Raw genomic sequence first — 16,282 nt, 5'->3', positions numbered from 1 at the left:
GCCCGGGTGCCATCCGAACGGATGGCACCCGGGCGTCTCGTCCGCGGGACTCAGCGCTGCAGGGGCGTCATCGTCCGCTGTGCGGCGGGAACCGCCAGCGCCACGAGGCCGCGCACGAGGCCCTTGACGACGTCGAGGTTGTCGAAGTAGTCGCGCCACAGCACGATGCGGCCGTCGTGGACGTCGAACCGGCCGCAGACCCAGAACCGCACGCGCAGCGGTCCGACGCGCAGCTCGTCGATGCGCTCGGTGAGGACGACGGCCCCGTCGGCCGCGATGGACGTGACCTCGACGCCGAAGCCGAGCGCGGGGAGCGCGAGCAGCCGGATCACCCGGCCCGCACGCTTCCGCCCGCGCAGGGTGGCCAGCCCCACGTTCGTGTAGACCACGTCCTCGTCGAAGGCGGCGACCGCCTCCTCCGCCCGACCGTCCTGCATATCGGCGAGGAAGGTCAGTACCGTCGCGCGTTCGTCCTGCACCACCACGTCAGTCATGCGGCCGACAGTACCGCCGCCTCGCCGCCGCGTCCTCCGCCCTGGGGCGGAGAAACTACCCGGAGTTGCGCAGCGCCGTCGCGAGGCCGTTCATGGTGAGCAGGATGCCGCGCTGCACGAGCGGATCCTCGTCGCCCGAGCGGTAGCGGCGCAGCAGCTCCACCTGCAGGTGGTTGAGCGGTTCGAGGTACGGGAAGCGGTTGAACACCGATCGCTTGAGGGCGGGGTTGTCGGCCAGCAGGTCGTCGGTCTCGGCGATCGCGTAGTACATCTCGATCGTCCGCCGGTGCTCGTCGGCGATCTTGCCGAAGACCCGGTCGCGCAGGGCCGCATCGGGAACCAGGTCCGCGTACCGAGCGGCCAACCCCAGATCGGACTTCGCGAGCACCTGCGCCATGTTGGAGAGCACCGAGCGGAAGAAGGGCCAGCGCCGGTACAGCTCGCGCAACCGCTCCAGGCGCGCCGGGTCTCCCCCGATCCAGGTCTCGAACGCCGTTCCCGTGCCGTAGAAGCCGGGGAGCATGACCCGCGAGAGCGACCACGCCATCACCCACGGGATCGCACGCAGGTCGGAGATCTTGGACGTCTGTTTGCGGGAGCTGGGCCGGGAGCCGATGTTCAGCGAACCGATCTCCGCCACCGGCGTGGAGGTCGTGAAGTACTCGACGAAGCCCTCGGTGCGGTGCACGAGGTCACCGTAGGCCTCACGGGCGAGCGCGGCCAGCTCGTCGAGTACCGCGTACGCCTCCTCGGCGTTGTCGCCCAGGCCCTCGACGTCGAGGAGCGTGGACTCGAGCGTGGCGGCGACGAGGGACTCCAGATTCCGCACGGCCAGAGCGGGTTCCGCGTACTTCGCGGCGATGATCTCACCCTGTTCGGTCAGCCGCAGGGAGCCGCGGACGGCGCCCGGGGGCTGCGCCAGGATCGCGTCGTAGCTCGGCCCGCCACCGCGCCCGACGGTGCCACCGCGACCGTGGAAGAGCCGCAGCGTGATTCCGGTCTCCCGCGCCATCGCGACGAGATCGAGCTCGGCACGGTACAGCGCCCAGTTCGCGGCGAGGTAGCCGCCGTCCTTGTTGGAATCGCTGTAGCCCAGCATGATCTCCTGCAGTCCGCCCTTGCCGTCGACCAGCGAGCGGTACACCGGCACGGCGAGCGCAGCACGCATCGTCGCAGCGCCCTGCTGCAGGTCTTCGATCGTCTCGAAGAGCGGCACGATGTTGACCGGACATGCGGCGCCGCCGTCGGCGTCCGGCCGCAGGAGCCCCACCTCCTTGAGCAGCACCGCCGCCTCCAGGAGGTCCGAGACCGAGGTGCACATGGAGATGATGTAGTTCGGGATCGCCCCTGCGCCCAGGGTTTCCACCGCTCGTGCCGCGGCGCGGAGCACGCCCAGTTCCTTGGCGGTCTGCTCCGAGAACTGCGCGCCGGGACCCACGAGCGGCCGGCGCAGGCGCAGCTCGCCGGCCAGCAGGCGGACGCGCTCATCCTCGTCGAGGGAGGCGTAGTCGGGATGCACTCCGGCCCAGGCGAAGAGCTCCGCGATGGTCTCGAGATGCACATCGGAGTTCTGCCGCATGTCCAGCCCCGAGAGGTGGAACCCGAAGGTGCTCACCGCTTCCCGGAGATCCTGCAGCCGGTCGTCGGCGATCAGTCCGTCACCGCCGGCCCGGAGCGAGGCGTCCACGACGCCCAGGTCCGCCAGGAGTTCCGACGGTGCCCCGTAGGCCTGCGCCCCGATATCGGCGCGCGCGTCGAGCGGCTCGTCGAGCAGCGCATCCGCCGTCGCGGAGAGCCGCCCCCGGATGCCGTGCAGCGCACGGCGATAGGGCTCGTCCGCCCGCTTGGCCGAGTCGTCCCACGCCGCAAGGGCGAGCAGATCGTCGGAGACCGTGGTGAGCCGCGAACTGAGCGCGAGCTCACGCTCCAGGTGCAGCAGCTCACTCAGATAGTGCCCGATGGCCGTCGCCGCGGCGCGCCGCGAGGCCGTCGTGACGACGTCCGCGGTCACATAGGGGTTGCCGTCGCGGTCCCCGCCGATCCACGAACCCGGCCGGACGATCGGCTCGGGCAGCAGGTTCTCGCCGGGGTACAGCTCGCGCAGCCGCGTCCGGGCCTCGCGATTGATCGCCGGCATCACCCGGAGGAAGGCGGCGTCGAAGTACCGCAGCCCGTTCTCGATCTCGTCCTGGATGCGCAGCCGCTCGAGCCGGACGAGGGCCGTGTCCCAGAGCGTGAGGATCTGGCGGCGCAGCGCGACCTGCACCTGCTCCTCCTCACGCGCGTCCAGCTCGGTGCGGTCCCGGTACCGCATCAGCTCGGAGATCCGGTGCTGCGTGTCGAAGACGGTGCGCCGCCGCGTCTCCGTCGGGTGCGCGGTGATCACCGGGACGACGAGCGCGTGCCGCAGGGCCGCAGCCACCTCGGCACCGTCGAGCCCGGCCTCCTCCAGCAGGGCGTAGGTGTGCGCCAACGAGGACGCCTGCGGCGGCTCGCCCGCCCGCACGTGGATCGCGCGGCGGCGCTCGCGGTGCAGATCCTCCGCGAGGTTCGCGAGGAGCGCGAAGTGCGAGAAGGCACGGATGACCGGGACCGCCTCGGCGGTGGGGAGGTCGGCGAACAGCGCGGCGAGCTGCTCGCGGTCGATCTCGGAGCGGCGGACGGCGAAGGACTCCTGCCGCGCCCGTTCGACGAGCTCGAAGATCCCGGGTCCGGCCTGCTCGCGGACCGTATCGCCGAGAATCCCACCGAGCAACCGGATGTCGTCGCGGAGTGGTTCGGTGGCGGCGGGGCCTGGCTCACTGGTCATAACGTGCAGTATGCCAAGTCATTTCGCCACTTGCGAGACTGAAGACCACCACTGCCCATATGGGCGCCTTGCGATCCCGGGCGTGTCGGCACCGTCGACAACGAAAACGCCCCGAACCCTACGGGTTCGGGGCGTCTCGCTCAGGATCGACGCGACGTCAGGAACTGAGCCTGATGCTCAAGGTGACGCCGACGATGCACACCGTCCAGATGATGCCCACGAAGATCGTCACCCGATCGAGGTTCTTCTCCACCACGGACGAACCCGAGAGCGACGACTGCACACCACCACCGAACAGCGACGACAGGCCGCCGCCCTTACCGCGATGGAGCAGCACGAGCACCACCAGCAGCAGGCTCAGCACGAGGATGGCGATCTTCAGCACCAGCTGCAATGTATCCACGAGGATCCAGTGTACCTTCCGGTCGGCGTCGGTGATTCAGGGCGTCGGTTCAGAGCGGCCCGGCCGGCCATCCACGTCATAGCGGCCCGGCCGGCCACTCCACCTCAGAGCGGCCCGCCGGCCGCGATGGCGCTCAGTGCGGCGAACTCGTCGGGCTTGAGCGACGCACCGCCGACCAGGCCTCCGTCCACGTCCGGCTGCGCGACCAGCTCGCCGACGTTCTTACTGGACACCGAGCCGCCGTAGAGCACCCGGATGCCGGCCGCGACGTCGGCGCCGCCCAGCTCCGCCACGGTGGCGCGCACCGCGGCACACACCTCCTGCGCGTCCTGCGGAGTGGCGACCTTGCCGGTGCCGATGGCCCACACCGGCTCGTAGGCGATGACGATCTTCGACAGCTCATCGGCGCTGAGCCCGGCGAGCGAGCCCCCCAGCTGCTCGACGTTGTACTCGACGTGCGTGCCCTGCTCGCGGATGTCCAGCCCCTCGCCGATACAGACGATCGGCGTCAGGCCGTGCCGCAGCGCCGCCTTCGTCTTGGCCAGCACGATCTCGTCCGTCTCGCCGTGGATCGTGCGGCGCTCGCTGTGCCCGACCACCACGTAGGTGCAGCCGAGCTTGGCGAGGAAGGCGCCCGAGATGTCACCCGTGTACGCGCCCGAATCGTGCGGCGAGAGGTCCTGCGCGCCGTAGGTGATCTTCAGGTCGTCACCGTCGACGGCGGTCTGCACCGAGCGCAGGTCGGTGAACGGCGGAATGACCGTCACGTCGACGTGCGCGAAGTACTTGTCCGGCAAGGCGAACGCCAGCTTCTGCACCACCGCGATCGCCTCGAGATGGTTGAGGTTCATCTTCCAGTTGCCGGCGATGAGCGGCTTACGGCTCATGCGTCACCCCTTTCGAGCACCTTCAGCCCCGGGAGCTCCTTGCCCTCGAGGTACTCCAACGACGCACCGCCACCGGTCGAGATGTGGCTGAAGCCGTCCTCGTCGAGGCCGAGAGTGCGCACCGCCGCGGCGGAGTCACCGCCGCCGACGACCGTGAACGCGCCGTTGCTCGTGGCCCTGATGACCGCCTCCGCGACGGCCTTCGTGCCGGCCGCGAAGGCCGGGAACTCGAAGACGCCCATGGGACCGTTCCAGAAGACCGTCTTGGCCTGCGCCAGCACCGCGCCGAAGCGCTCGGCCGATGCGGGGCCGATGTCGAGGCCCATCCACCCGTCCTCGATGGCGTCCGCGGCGACCGTCTTCGACGCGGCGTCCGCGGCGAAGGCGTCGGCGACCACCACGTCGACCGGAAGGTGCAGAACGTCGCCGAACTCCTCGAGCAGCGCCTTGCAGGTGTCGATCTGGTCCTCCTGGAGCAGCGAGGTGCCCACGGAGTAGCCCTGCGCGGCGAGGAAGGTGAAGGCCATGCCGCCGCCGATGACGAGCGTGTCGACCTTCGGCGCGAGAGCGCGGATGACCCCCAGCTTGTCGGAGACCTTCGAGCCGCCGAGCACCACGGCGTAGGGCCGCGACGGGTTCTCGGTCAGCTGCGCGAGCACGCGGACCTCGGCGTCGACGAGGCCTCCGGCGTACGCCGGGAGCAGCTTCGCGACGTCGAAGACCGACGCCTGCTTGCGGTGCACCACGCCGAAACCGTCGGAGACGAAGGCTCCCTCACCGGCGTGCGAGGAGACGTCGACGAGCTCGGCGAGGTCGCGGGCGAGCGCCTCGCGCTCGGCGTCGTCCTTGCTGGTCTCGCGCGGATCGAAGCGCACGTTCTCCAGCAGGAGCACGTCACCGTCGGTGAGGCCCTCGGCGCGCGCGAGCGCGTCCTGGCCCACGACGTCGCCGGCGAGCTGGACGTTGCGGCCCAGGCGCTCAGCCAGTTCCTTCGCGACGGGCGCGAGGGAGAACTTCGGGTCCGGGGCGCCCTTCGGACGGCCCAGATGCGCCGTGACGATCACCTTGGCGCCGGCCTCGGCGAGCGCCTTCAGGGTGGGCACCGAGGCGACGATGCGACCGGCGTCGGTGATGACGCCGTTGTCGTCGAGCGGCACGTTCAGGTCACTGCGGACCAGGACGGTGCGTCCCTCGACGCCCTCGGAGAGCAGGTCGGAAAGAGTGGAAACGGTCATCAGAGCGATTTACCTACCAGATCAGTCAGGTCGACGAGGCGGTTGCTGTAGCCCCATTCGTTGTCATACCAGGAGACGACCTTAGCCTGATCGTCGATCACCTTGGTCAAACCGGCGTCGAACAGCGAGCTGTGCGGGTCGGTCACGATGTCCGAGGAGACGATCGGCACGTCGTAGTACTTCAGGATGCCCTTGAGCTTGCCCTCCGCGGCGGCCTTGAGCGCGGCGTTGATCTCGTCGACGGTGGCCCGCTTCTCGAGCTGCACCGTCAGATCCGTCACCGAACCCGTGGGGATCGGCACCCGCAACGCGTAGCCGTCCAGCTTGCCCTTGAGCTCGGGCAGGACGAGACCGATCGCCTTCGCCGCACCGGTGGAGGTCGGCACGATGTTGATCGCGGCCGCACGGGCACGACGCGGATCCTTGTGCGGACCGTCCTGCAGATTCTGATCCTGCGTGTACGCATGCACCGTCGTCATCAAGCCACTGATGATCCCGAACTCGTCGTTGACCACCTTCGCCAGCGGCCCCAGGCAGTTCGTGGTGCACGAGGCGTTGGAGATGATGTTCTGGCTGCCGTCGTACTTGTCGTCGTTGACACCCATCACGATCGTGATGTCCTCACCCGACGCCGGCGCCGAGATGATCACCTTCTTCGCACCCGAATCCAGGTGACCCTGCGCCTTCTCCCGGGCGGTGAAGATACCCGTCGACTCCACCACCACGTCGACACCCAGGTCGCCCCAGGGCAGCGCCGACGGGCCCTCACGGACCTCCAGAGCCTTGATCACCTGATCGCCCACCCGGATCGAGTCACCATCGGCGACCACGTCCACGTCCAGCCGGCCGAGGATCGAATCGAACTTGAGCAGATGCGCCAGCATCGCATTATCGGTCAGGTCGTTGACCGCCACGATCTCGACATCCGTCGTGCCGAGCGCCTGCCGCGCGGCGACCGCCCGGAAGTAGTTGCGGCCGATCCGGCCGAACCCGTTGATACCTACACGAACCGTCACTGTTGTGCTCCTTCGAGTCAGGGATTCCTGCCCGTCAACGGTAGCCGTGGAACACCCCGACCGCTTGGCTATTACCAGTTCTGCGGTCGTCGCCGATCGTGCCCGTTCGCTCGGCTTTCGGAGGCGCTCAGCCCTCGTCGAGCATGTCCGCGGTGACGGCGGACTCGGTGTCCGGCACCCCGTCGGCGGCGGCGCGCTTGTCTGCCATGGACAGCAGGCGGCGGATCCGGCCGGCGACGGCGTCCTTGGTCATGGGGGGATCGGCCAGCTGGCCGAGTTCCTCGAGCGAGGCCTGACGGTGCTGCACGCGCAGCGAGCCCGCCTGGGCCAGGTGATCGGGCACGTCGGAGCCCAGGATCTCGAGCGCCCGCTCGACCCGCGCTGCGGCCGCGACCGCGGCGCGGGCGGACCGGCGGAGATTCGCATCGTCGAAATTGGCCAGACGGTTCGCGGTGGCGCGGACCTCGCGCCGCATGCGCCGCTCCTCCCAGACGAGCCGGGTGTCGTTGGCGCCCATCCGGGTGAGCAGCGCACCGATCGCCTCGCCGTCCCGGACCACGACCCGGTCCGCGCCGCGCACCTCGCGGGCCTTCGCGGTGACGCCGAGGCGGCGGGCGCAGCCCACGAGGGCGAGCGCGACCTCCGGCCCCGGGCAGGAGACCTCGAGCGCGCTGGATCGTCCGGGTTCGGTGAGGGAGCCGTGCGCGAGGAAGGCGCCACGCCACGCGGCCTCGGCGTCGTGCACCGAGCCGCCGACGATCTGCGACGGCAGGCCGACCACCGGCCGCCCGCGCATGTCGAGCAGCCCCGTCTGCCGTGCCAGCGCCTCGCCGTCCTTGACCACCCGGACGATGTACCGGGCGGCCTTGCGCAGCCCACCCGCGCTGAGCACGTGCACGTCGGAGTTGTAGCCGTACAGGTCGAGGATCTCCTTGCGGAGCCGCCGGGCGGTGATCCCCATGTCCACCTCGGCCTCGACGATCACCCGTCCGCCCTGGATGTGGAGCCCGCCCGCGAACCGGAGCAACGAGGCGACCTCCGCGCGGCGCGCGCTTACCTGGGTAATGGAGAGCCTGCTGAGCTCGTCCTTGACCTGGGATGTCAGCGCCACTGCTGGCCCCTCCTAGGGAAATGTCGACTACTTCGGATGGATGACGAAGGGTTGCTATTCGCGGTCCGAGAGTTCACTGTAGGCCACTTCGGCTATCGCGGCTGCCAGTGCCTCGGGGTCGTGCTGATGCGCCCCCGGGACACCGACGTCCACGAAGTGCGGCGTCGCGCCCAGCAACGCGGTGGCCCGGATCAGGTGCTCGCGTTCCGTCCCCACGGGCACCGTCCGCGCGTCGACGATGACGTCGTCGAAGCGCAGGCCGTCAGCGTGCGCGGCGAGCACGTGCAGGTGCCGCTCCGGCGAGTACCCGCCCGTCTCCTCCGGTTCCGGGGCCAGATTGAGGATCAGGACCCGCCGGGCGGACGTGCGCCGCAGCGCGTCGACCTGCTCGGGCACGAGGACGTGCGGGATGACCGAGCTGAACCACGATCCCGGGCCCAGCGTCACCACGTCGGCGCTCAGGATGGCCTCGACGGCGTCGACGCAGGCGCTGGGATTCGGCGGCAACAACCGGACCCGCCGGACCTGGCCCGGGGTCACGGCGACGGCGACCTGCCCCCGGATCACCCGGGAGAGCCGGGGATCGTCCTCGAGCCCCGTCACGTCCGCCTCGATCCGCAGCGGCCCCGGGACCATCGGCAGCACGCGCCCCTGGACGCCGAACCGGTCGACGATCGCGTCGAGGGCGTCGACGGGGTCGCCCAGCACCTCGCACAGTCCGGCCAGCAGGAGGTTCCCGACGGGGTGTCCGGCCATCGCCCCGCCACCGCCGAAGCGGTGCTGCAGGATCCCGGCCCAGAACTCGCCGCGGTCGTCGTCGGGCATGAGGGCGGCGAGCGCCATGCGCAGGTCGCCCGGCGGGATGATGCCGAGCTCCCTGCGCAGTCGGCCCGAGGACCCGCCGTCGTCGGCGACGGTGACGATGGCGGTGATCTCCGCGCCGAGGGCGCGCCCCGCACGCAGCGTCGCGAACAGTCCGTGCCCCCCGCCCAGGGAGGCCAGTCTCAGCGGCTTCATTCGAGCCCCAGATCCCGGTGCGCGGCACGGACTTCGATGCCCGATCGGCCGGCGAGGCGGCGTACCAGTTCCTCTGTCATCGCAACGCTGCGATGCTTGCCGCCGGTGCACCCGACGCCCACCGTGAGGTAGGTCTTCCCCTCGCGCCGGTACCCGGCGAGCACCGGGTCGAGCAGCCGGACATAGGTGTCGAGGAAGTCGGACGCGCCGGGCTGGCCCAGCACGTACTCGGAGACGTCGCCGGTGAGTCCGTTGAGCGGACGCAGCTCGGGCACCCAGAACGGGTTGGGCAGGAAGCGCACGTCGAGCACCATGTCCGCGTCGAGCAGGATGCCGTTCTTGAAGCCGAAGGATTCGACGGTGACGGTCACCGTGCCGGACCGCAACGTGCGGAAGGAGTTCTCGATGGTCTCGCGCAGCCGCGCCACCGACAGGTTCGAGGTGTCCAGCACGAGGTCCGCGGTCGAGCGGATGGGCCGCAGGATCCGCCGTTCCGCGGCGATGCCCTCGGCGAGCGTCCCACTGCCCTGCAGCGGGTGCTTGCGGCGGACCTGCTCGAACCGGCGGATGAGCGTCTCGTCGGAGGCGTCGAGGAAGAGCACCCGGGGCTCGATCTCCTTCTCCGCCAACTCCCGCCGGATGTTCGCGAAGTCGCCCGTGAAGGTGCGGCTGCGGACGTCGGTCACGATGCACAGGCGGTGGATCCGTGACTCGTCGGCCAGCGAGATGTCCACCATGTTGCTGATCAGCGCGGGCGGCAGATTGTCGGCGACGTACCACCCGAGGTCCTCGAGCACCTTGGCCGCGGTGCCGCGGCCGGCCCCGGACAGGCCGGTGACGAGCAGCACGTCCATCGGCCCGTCGCTGCGATGCTCGCCGACGGTCCGCTCCCCTGCTCGGTCGTCCGGATTCCCGGTCGGGCTCACGGACCCTCCTCCTCGCTCGTCGGTACCGTCTCAGCCTAGCCACCACCGCCGGTTCCCGCGGTGGTCTCGACAGGCCGTCGCTCCCGCGCGGCGGACCGCCTAGAGTCGTCACGATGTCCGTCCGTCGCAACGCCTCCGTGACCGTCGCAGCCCTCGCCGTGGCGGCGTCCGCCCTGGTCGCTCCCGCGGCGTCGGCGGAGACGGTGCCCGGCACCGTCGGGCTCGATCCCGCCCTCGCGGAAGCCTACTCGGCGGCGTACCGGGCGGCCGCGTCGAGCGGGGTGGTGCTGCGCATCACGTCCGGCAAGCGCTCCTGGTCCCAGCAGCAGTGGCTGTGGGAGGACGGGATCGCGCGGTACGGCTCCCCCGCCGCGGCCCGGCGATGGGTGCTCCCACCGGCGGAGTCCACGCACGTCAGCGGCCGGGCCGTCGACGTGGGACCGGCGCAGGGCGCCGCCTGGCTGCAGGCGAACGGGAACCGGTGGGGCCTGTGCCGGACCTTCGACAACGAGTGGTGGCACTTCGAACTGGCCACCGACCCGGGCGGCACGTGCCCGCCGACGGTGCCGGACGCCTCGCAGCGCTGAGCTCTCGCCCGAGATCTCCGCGCGAGGTCTCGCCGAAACCGTTCGTGCGGCTCAAGGACCGGTGTTAGGTTGCGATGAACCGACTCCTTGGAGGGCATCGTGTTCCGTCTCAGGTCGGCGGCGGCAGCCGCACTCGTGCTCCCCCTCGCCCTCGCCGGGTGCGGGACCTCCGGAAACGGCGGCGGGCCGTCGGGCGGACCGTCGACGGTGCCGATCGCCGCGGGCGGCTGCGATGCCACGAGCCCGACCGGCACGATGTACCGGCCCTCGGCCACCGCATCCCCGACGGGGCCCCGGGACATCAGCACCAACCCCGAGGGCGCCTCCGGATACCGGTCGGGGCTGCCGGTGACCCGCACCAAGGGCTACGCCGCGGCCACGGCGAACCCGATCGCCACGAAGGCGGCGTGTGAGGTCCTCGCGAAGGGCGGCACGGCGGCCGACGCGCTCGTCGCGGCGCAGACGGTGCTCGGCCTCGTCGAACCGCAGTCCTCCGGGATCGCGGGCGGCGCCTTCCTGCTGTACTACGACGCGAAGACGAAGAAGGTCCAGGCCTACGACGGCAGGGAGACGGCGCCCGCGAGCGCCGACGAGAACTACCTGCGCTGGATCTCACCCGAGGACCACAGCGCCCCCAAGCCCGACGCCCGCGCGTCGGGGAGGGCGATCGGCGTGCCCGGGGCGCTGCGCCTGCTCGAGGCCGTCCAGAGCGAGCACGGGAACAAGCCCTGGCGCGAGCTCTTCGATCCGGCCGTGAAGATCGCCGACGACGGCTTCGAGATCAGCCCGCGCCTGGCCGGCGCCATCGCCGAGGAGGCGAAGAATTTCGCGAACGACGCCGATCTCAAGGGATACTTCCTCGAGCCCGACGGTGCCCCGAAGAAGGCCGGCGTCAAGCTCACCAACCCCGCCTACGCGAAGACCCTGGGCGCCATCGCCTCCGAGGGCGCGAAGGCCTTCTACACCGGGCCGATCGCGGAGGCGATCGTCGCCTCGGTGCGCGACACCACCGGTGGCCGTACCGCGGGCACGATGACGGTCGAGGACCTCGCGAAGTACAGCGTCAAGACCCGCGAGGCGGTGTGCACGCCGTACCGCACCCGCGAGCTGTGCGGAATGCCCGCGCCGTCCTCGGGCGGCATCACCGTGGCGCAGGCGCTGGGAATCCTGAACTCCTTCGACCTGTCGAAGCTCGGCCCGGCCGCCGTGCACGGCGGCGATCCCGGGACCGACGGCGGCATCCCCACCGCCGAGGCGATCCACCTGATCTCGGAGGCCGAGCGGCTGGCCTACGCGGACCGCGACAAGTACATCGCCGATCCCGACTTCATCCCGCTGCCCGGCGGTTCGCCGGCCGCACTCGTCGATCCGGCGTACCTGGCCGGTCGCGCGAAGCTGATCGACCGGAACAAGCCGATGGGCACCGCGAAGCCCGGCGAGTTCCCCACCGCCACACCGGGTGTGACCACCACCCCGGAGCACGGCACCAGCCACATCACGATCCTCGACAAGCACGGCAACGTCGCGTCGATGACCACTACCATCGAGTCGGCCTTCGGCTCGTACCACATGGTCGACGGCTTCCTGCTCAACAACCAGCTCACCGACTTCTCCGCGGATCCCGTCGACGCCACCGGCCGGCCGGTGGCGAACCGAGTGCAGCCGAACAAGCGTCCGCGCAGCTCGATGTCGCCCACGCTCCTCTTCGCCCGTGGCGCCGACGGCGGCCGGGGCGAGATGGTCGGCGCGCTCGGCTCCCCCGGCGGCGCCGTCATCATCCAGTTCGTGATCAAGGCGATCATCGGCCTCACCGACTGGAACCTGAACCCGCAGCAGGCCGTCGGCATGGCCAACTTCGGCGCGGCGAACACGCCGAAGACGAACGTGGACAGCGCGCACCCCGTGCTGGCCACCGACGAGGGCCGCAAGGTCGTCGAGGATCTGCGGGCGCTCGGCCACCAGCTCAACCTCGCCCCGCAGGTGTCGGGGCTGTCGGCCATCGTCAAGCAGGGCGACGACGTCGACGCCGGCGGCGTCGATCCCCGGCGCGAGGGAGTCGTGCTGGGCGGCGGCTGACCCGCTGCTCGGCTACCGCTGAGCCGCGCCCTCGCCGAGGCGGACGGCCTGCCCGACGACCCGCAGCCGCACCTCGTCGCCGGGCGTCGGCAGCTGCGTGCTCGGGTGCCGGATGTCGATGGTCGTGCCATCGGCGATCCGCAGCCCCACGGTGGCGTCCGGGCCGAAGAACTCGACCCGCTCGACGGTGGCGGGCACACCCTCCCCCGCGATCCGGATCTGCTCGGGCCGCAACATCAGTCGCGCCCTCCCGACGGTGCCGTCGGCCACCGTCAGGCTCCCCAGAGCGGTTTCCGCTGCCCCGCCGACGATCTCGCCCTCGAGCACGACCACGTCGCCGAGGAACCGCGCAACGGTCTCGGACGCGGGGCGCGCGTAGACCCGCGCCGGCGGGCCGGCCTGCTCGAGGACCCCGCCGCGCAAGACCGCGACCTGGTCGGCGAAGGACAGCGCCTCCGCCTGGTCGTGGGTCACCAGCACCGTCGTGATACCGGCCGCGCCGAGCACCTCGGCGACCGCGGCGCGCGTCGCGACCCGCAGGCCGGCGTCGAGGGCGGAGAAGGACTCGTCGAGCAGCATGATCCGCGGGCGGCCCGCGAGTGCCCGGGCGAGGGCCACGCGCTGCTGTTGGCCGCCGGAGAGCTCGTGCGGATAGCGCCGCGCCAGCGCGGGGTCCAGCGAGACGGTCTCCAACAGCTCGGCGACCCGCCCCGCCGCGGCACGCCGCCGCACCGGCACCGTGGCGCCGAGGCCGAAGGCGATGTTGCGCGCGACCGACAGATGCGGGAACAGCGCACCGTCCTGCGCGACGTAGCCGACACCCCGGCGGTGCGCCGCGACCCACGCGGTCTCGGAGGCCAGGTCCCGGTCTCCGAGCCGGACCGACCCGGCGTCGGGCCTTACGAACCCGGCGACGAGGCGCAGCAGCGTGGTCTTTCCGGAGCCGGACGGACCGACCACCGCGGTGATGGATCCGGCGGGCACCGTCAGGTCGACATCGCGCAGGACGGTGTCGCCGCCGTAGCGCTTGGTGAGTCCGCGCAGCACGAGTTCGGCGCTCATGCGGCTCCTCTCGTCCGGGTGGTGCGTCCGGCGGCCCGTCGGGACTGCCGGAAGAGCAGGTACGTGGTGGGCAGCGAGAGCAGCACCATCGCCAGCGCGTAGGGCGCCGCGCCGGCGTAGTCGATCTCGCTGCTCTTGGCCCAGAACTCGGTCGCCAGCGTGCGGGTGCCGTTGGGCGCGAGGATCAGCGTCGCGGTGAGCTCGTTGGTGACCGCGAGGAAGACCAGCGCGGCACCGGCCGCGGACGCGGGTGCGGTCAGCCGCAGGGTGATGCGGGCGAAGGCGACCGGGGGCGGCGCGCCGAGGGCGCGGGCCGCCTCCTCGAGCGACGACGGTGCCTGCGCCAGCCCGGCCCGCAGCCCGACGGCGGCGCGGGGCAGGAACAGCATCACGTAAGCGAGCACCAGCACCGTCGAGCTCTGGTAGAGATCCGGAACCACGCGGATGGAGACGGTCACCAGCGCGAGGCCGATGACGATCCCCGGCATCGCGCTGCTCACGTAGGTCGACGCCTCGAGCGCGCGGGTGATCCGGTTCGGCCGCCGGACGGCGAGGTAGGCGAGGGGGAAGGCGACCGCGACGGTGAGCACCGCGGTCACGGCGCCGTAGCCGAGCGAGGTGCCCAGCGCGTCGAGGAGATCGCGCGGCACCGTCGAGGCGGCGCCCAGCACCGTCCATCGGATCACGAACCACAGCGGCAGCCCGAGCGCCGCGGCGACGAGCGCCAGCAGCGCCAGCTGCGCTCCGATCTGGTACCCGCCCAGCGGGATCCGCTCGGGTCCGGCGATCGCGCCGGAGCCCACCCGGGCGTACCGGGCGCGCCCCCGGGCCGCCACCTCGGCGAGGAGCAGGAGCAGGCACAGGACCGCGAGCACCCCGGCCAGCATCGATCCGGCGGCGCCGTTGAAGGTCGACTGGTACTGCACCATGATCGCCGTCGTGAAGGTGTCGAACCGGATCATCGCGAACGCGCCGTACTCGGCGAGCAGGTGCAGCGCCACGAGCACGGCGCCGCCGAGCGCGGCCAGCCGCAGCTGCGGGAGCACCACGCGCACGAAGACCGCCCAGCGGCCGAGGCCGAGCGCGGCGGCGGACTCCTCCAGCGCGGGGTCGAGCCGGCTCAGCGCCGCGGCGACGGGGATGTAGACGAGCGGGTAGTAGAAGAGCACGGCGATGAGCACCCCGGACCAGAGTCCGGCGAGCGACGGGATCGCCGACACCCAGCCGTAGCTGCCGACGAAGGCGGGGATCGCGAGCGGCGCGGCGAGCAGCAACGACCACGCCCGGCGGCCCCACAGCGTGGTGCGCTCGACGAGCCAGGCACCGGCCACCCCGACGATCACGGTCAGCGGCACCGCGACCACGGTGAGCAGCACGGTGTTCGTCAGGAGCTCGGCGACACGGGGCCGCAGGACCAGGCGCAGCGATTCGGCCCAGCCGGTGTCGATCGTCGTCCAGACGACGAAGCCCAGCGGCACCGCCGCGACCGCCGCGATGGCGGCGGCCGCGAGGGTGAGCAGCCTCAGAGCAGGCCCGCCTCGGTCATGAGCTTCACGACCTCGGGGCCGTTGAGCTTGGCCGGGTCGACGGTCGGCGCCTGCAGGTCGGCGAGCGGCACGAGCTTCGGGTTGGCAGGGACGCCGGAGGCGACCGGGTACTCGAACGAGGTGCCCTTCTCCAGCACCTCCTGGCCCGCCTTGGAAGTGAGGAACTTCAGGAACTGCTGCGCCTGCGCCTGCTTCTTCGAGGACTTGAGCACGCCACCGCCGGAGATCGAGACGAAGGCGCCCGGGTCCTGGTGCTTGAAGTAGTACGTGCCCACGTTGCCGGAGTTCTCGGCGGTCTTGGCCTGGTCGCCGTAGAAGTAGTAGTGGTAGATCAGCGCCGTGTCGACCTCGCCGGCGTTGACGGCCTTCATCGCGGCGCCGTTGCCCTTGTACGCCTTGGCGTTCTCCTTCATCGCCTTCAGCCAGTCCTTCGTGGCCTGCTCGCCCTTGAGCTGCAGGTACGCCGAGACGATGGCCTGGAAGTCGGCGCCCGACGGCGAGGCGCCCCAGCGACCCTTCCAGTCCGCGGTCGCGAGATCGGTCATCGACTTCGGCAACTGCTCGGGCGTGACCTTGCGCTTGTCGTAGACCAGCACGGTGGAGCGGGCGGCGATGCCGGTCCACTTCCCCGTCGACGGCTTGAGGCCGGCGTCCACCTGCGCGAGCGTGGCGGGATCGACGTCGGCGAACAGGCCCTTGTTCTCGACCTGGGTCATGGCGGGCGAGTTCTCGGTGAGGAAGACGTCGGCGGGCGAGCGGTCGCCCTCGGCGATGATCTGCTGCGCGAGCTCGGAGTCCTTACCCTGCCGGATCGTGACCTTGATGCCGGTCGCCGCGGTGAACTTCTCCACCCACTCCTTGGCGAGGGTGTCGTGCTGGGCGTTGTAGAGGGTCAGCTCGCCGCCCGCCGTGCCGGAGCCCGCCGCTCCGGAGCTCGACGGTGCGGCACCGTCGCCGCTGGAGCCGCAGGCGGTGACTGTGAGGGAGGCGATCGCCACCAGGGCGGCGGCGAGGGTGGAACGCGTGCGCAACGACATCGTCGAATCCTTTTCTTGAGCAACGAGATCACTCACCTCAGGCGGGAGTAAGGCGACGCTACACTAAGTCCTGGA

At 71.0% G+C, this 16,282-nt stretch carries 14 protein-coding genes; 2 read left to right on the top strand and 12 right to left on the bottom strand.

The genetic code is table 11. The features are described 5' to 3' along the window. Positions 1-50: 50 nt before the first annotated feature. The 9 genes from AC21LY_RS20915 to rapZ form a co-directional block, all read right to left on the bottom strand. Positions 51-494: a limonene-1,2-epoxide hydrolase family protein gene (locus AC21LY_RS20915; RefSeq protein ID WP_489048491.1), complete on the bottom strand. Its 444-nt coding sequence runs from the start codon at positions 492-494 to the stop codon at positions 51-53. Between the two features lie 55 nt (positions 495-549). Beyond that, positions 550-3,303 (bottom strand): phosphoenolpyruvate carboxylase, encoded by a 2,754-nt coding sequence (gene ppc / locus AC21LY_RS20910; RefSeq protein WP_489048490.1) that lies wholly within the window; start codon positions 3,301-3,303, stop codon positions 550-552. Between the two features lie 157 nt (positions 3,304-3,460). After that, entirely contained in the window at positions 3,461-3,697 is a 237-nt protein-coding gene (secG, locus tag AC21LY_RS20905) for a preprotein translocase subunit SecG (RefSeq protein WP_489048633.1), read from the bottom strand. A gap of 113 nt (positions 3,698-3,810) precedes the next feature. Continuing rightward, on the bottom strand, positions 3,811-4,593 hold the full coding sequence (gene tpiA, locus AC21LY_RS20900; protein WP_489048489.1) for a triose-phosphate isomerase: 783 nt from the start codon (positions 4,591-4,593) through the stop codon (positions 3,811-3,813). Then, positions 4,590-5,828 carry a phosphoglycerate kinase gene (locus AC21LY_RS20895; RefSeq protein WP_489048488.1) on the bottom strand — a complete coding sequence of 413 codons (1,239 nt, stop codon included), beginning with the start codon at positions 5,826-5,828 and terminating at the stop codon, positions 4,590-4,592. The genes tpiA and AC21LY_RS20895 overlap by 4 nt, the downstream gene beginning before the upstream one ends. Continuing rightward, a complete protein-coding gene (gap, locus tag AC21LY_RS20890) occupies positions 5,828-6,844 on the bottom strand; it encodes a type I glyceraldehyde-3-phosphate dehydrogenase (RefSeq protein ID WP_489048487.1) in 1,017 nt (338 codons plus the stop codon). The genes AC21LY_RS20895 and gap overlap by 1 nt, the downstream gene beginning before the upstream one ends. A 127-nt stretch (positions 6,845-6,971) precedes the next feature. Beyond that, positions 6,972-7,949, bottom strand: coding sequence for a DNA-binding protein WhiA (gene whiA, locus AC21LY_RS20885; RefSeq protein ID WP_489048632.1), 978 nt, complete (start codon positions 7,947-7,949; stop codon positions 6,972-6,974). Between the two features lie 60 nt (positions 7,950-8,009). Continuing rightward, the gene (locus AC21LY_RS20880; protein WP_489048486.1) at positions 8,010-8,972 is read right to left on the bottom strand and encodes a gluconeogenesis factor YvcK family protein; all 963 of its coding nucleotides are present in this window, start codon (positions 8,970-8,972) and stop codon (positions 8,010-8,012) included. Then, on the bottom strand, positions 8,969-9,826 hold the full coding sequence (gene rapZ / locus AC21LY_RS20875) for an RNase adapter RapZ (protein WP_489048631.1): 858 nt from the start codon (positions 9,824-9,826) through the stop codon (positions 8,969-8,971). The genes AC21LY_RS20880 and rapZ overlap by 4 nt, the downstream gene beginning before the upstream one ends. A 185-nt stretch (positions 9,827-10,011) precedes the next feature. On the opposite strand from rapZ, the gene AC21LY_RS20870 reads away from it, so the two are divergent. Both AC21LY_RS20870 and ggt read left to right on the top strand, forming a co-directional pair. Beyond that, positions 10,012-10,485, top strand: a complete 474-nt coding sequence (locus AC21LY_RS20870) for a M15 family metallopeptidase (protein ID WP_489048485.1) — start codon at positions 10,012-10,014, stop codon at positions 10,483-10,485. A 96-nt stretch (positions 10,486-10,581) separates the two neighbouring features. Next, entirely contained in the window at positions 10,582-12,561 is a 1,980-nt protein-coding gene (ggt, locus tag AC21LY_RS20865) for a gamma-glutamyltransferase (RefSeq protein WP_489048630.1), read from the top strand. Between the two features lie 12 nt (positions 12,562-12,573). On the opposite strand, the gene AC21LY_RS20860 is transcribed toward ggt, so the two are convergent. The 3 genes from AC21LY_RS20860 to AC21LY_RS20850 are packed head-to-tail and all read right to left on the bottom strand — an operon-like array spanning position 12,574 to position 16,207. Continuing rightward, positions 12,574-13,623: an ABC transporter ATP-binding protein gene (locus AC21LY_RS20860; protein ID WP_489048484.1), complete on the bottom strand. Its 1,050-nt coding sequence runs from the start codon at positions 13,621-13,623 to the stop codon at positions 12,574-12,576. Continuing rightward, positions 13,620-15,101: an ABC transporter permease gene (locus AC21LY_RS20855; RefSeq protein WP_489048483.1), complete on the bottom strand. Its 1,482-nt coding sequence runs from the start codon at positions 15,099-15,101 to the stop codon at positions 13,620-13,622. Before AC21LY_RS20855 ends, AC21LY_RS20860 begins: the two co-directional genes overlap by 4 nt. A gap of 44 nt (positions 15,102-15,145) precedes the next feature. Then, complete coding sequence (locus AC21LY_RS20850; protein ID WP_489048482.1) at positions 15,146-16,207, bottom strand: iron ABC transporter substrate-binding protein; 1,062 nt, start codon at positions 16,205-16,207, stop codon at positions 15,146-15,148. Positions 16,208-16,282 lie beyond the last annotated feature (75 nt).

This window comes from Tsukamurella sp. II2bb (assembly GCF_057815145.1).
The sequence above is the reverse complement of the archived record's forward strand: the minus strand, read 5'-3'. Positions and strand labels throughout refer to the sequence as shown.

What these genes read in the sequence shown, in the direction of transcription:
- AC21LY_RS20880 (WP_489048486.1), bottom strand. Translation starts at nt 8,972, where the DNA reads ATGAAGCCGCTGAGACTGGCCTCCCTGGGCGGGGGGCACGGACTGTTC.
- AC21LY_RS20860 (WP_489048484.1), bottom strand. Translation starts at nt 13,623, where the DNA reads ATGAGCGCCGAACTCGTGCTGCGCGGACTCACCAAGCGCTACGGCGGC.
- tpiA (WP_489048489.1), bottom strand. Translation starts at nt 4,593, where the DNA reads ATGAGCCGTAAGCCGCTCATCGCCGGCAACTGGAAGATGAACCTCAAC.
- ppc (WP_489048490.1), bottom strand. Translation starts at nt 3,303, where the DNA reads ATGACCAGTGAGCCAGGCCCCGCCGCCACCGAACCACTCCGCGACGAC.
- rapZ (WP_489048631.1), bottom strand. Translation starts at nt 9,826, where the DNA reads ATGGACGTGCTGCTCGTCACCGGCCTGTCCGGGGCCGGCCGCGGCACC.
- AC21LY_RS20915 (WP_489048491.1), bottom strand. Translation starts at nt 494, where the DNA reads ATGACTGACGTGGTGGTGCAGGACGAACGCGCGACGGTACTGACCTTC.
- AC21LY_RS20870 (WP_489048485.1), top strand. Translation starts at nt 10,012, where the DNA reads ATGTCCGTCCGTCGCAACGCCTCCGTGACCGTCGCAGCCCTCGCCGTG.
- AC21LY_RS20895 (WP_489048488.1), bottom strand. Translation starts at nt 5,828, where the DNA reads ATGACCGTTTCCACTCTTTCCGACCTGCTCTCCGAGGGCGTCGAGGGA.
- AC21LY_RS20850 (WP_489048482.1), bottom strand. Translation starts at nt 16,207, where the DNA reads ATGTCGTTGCGCACGCGTTCCACCCTCGCCGCCGCCCTGGTGGCGATC.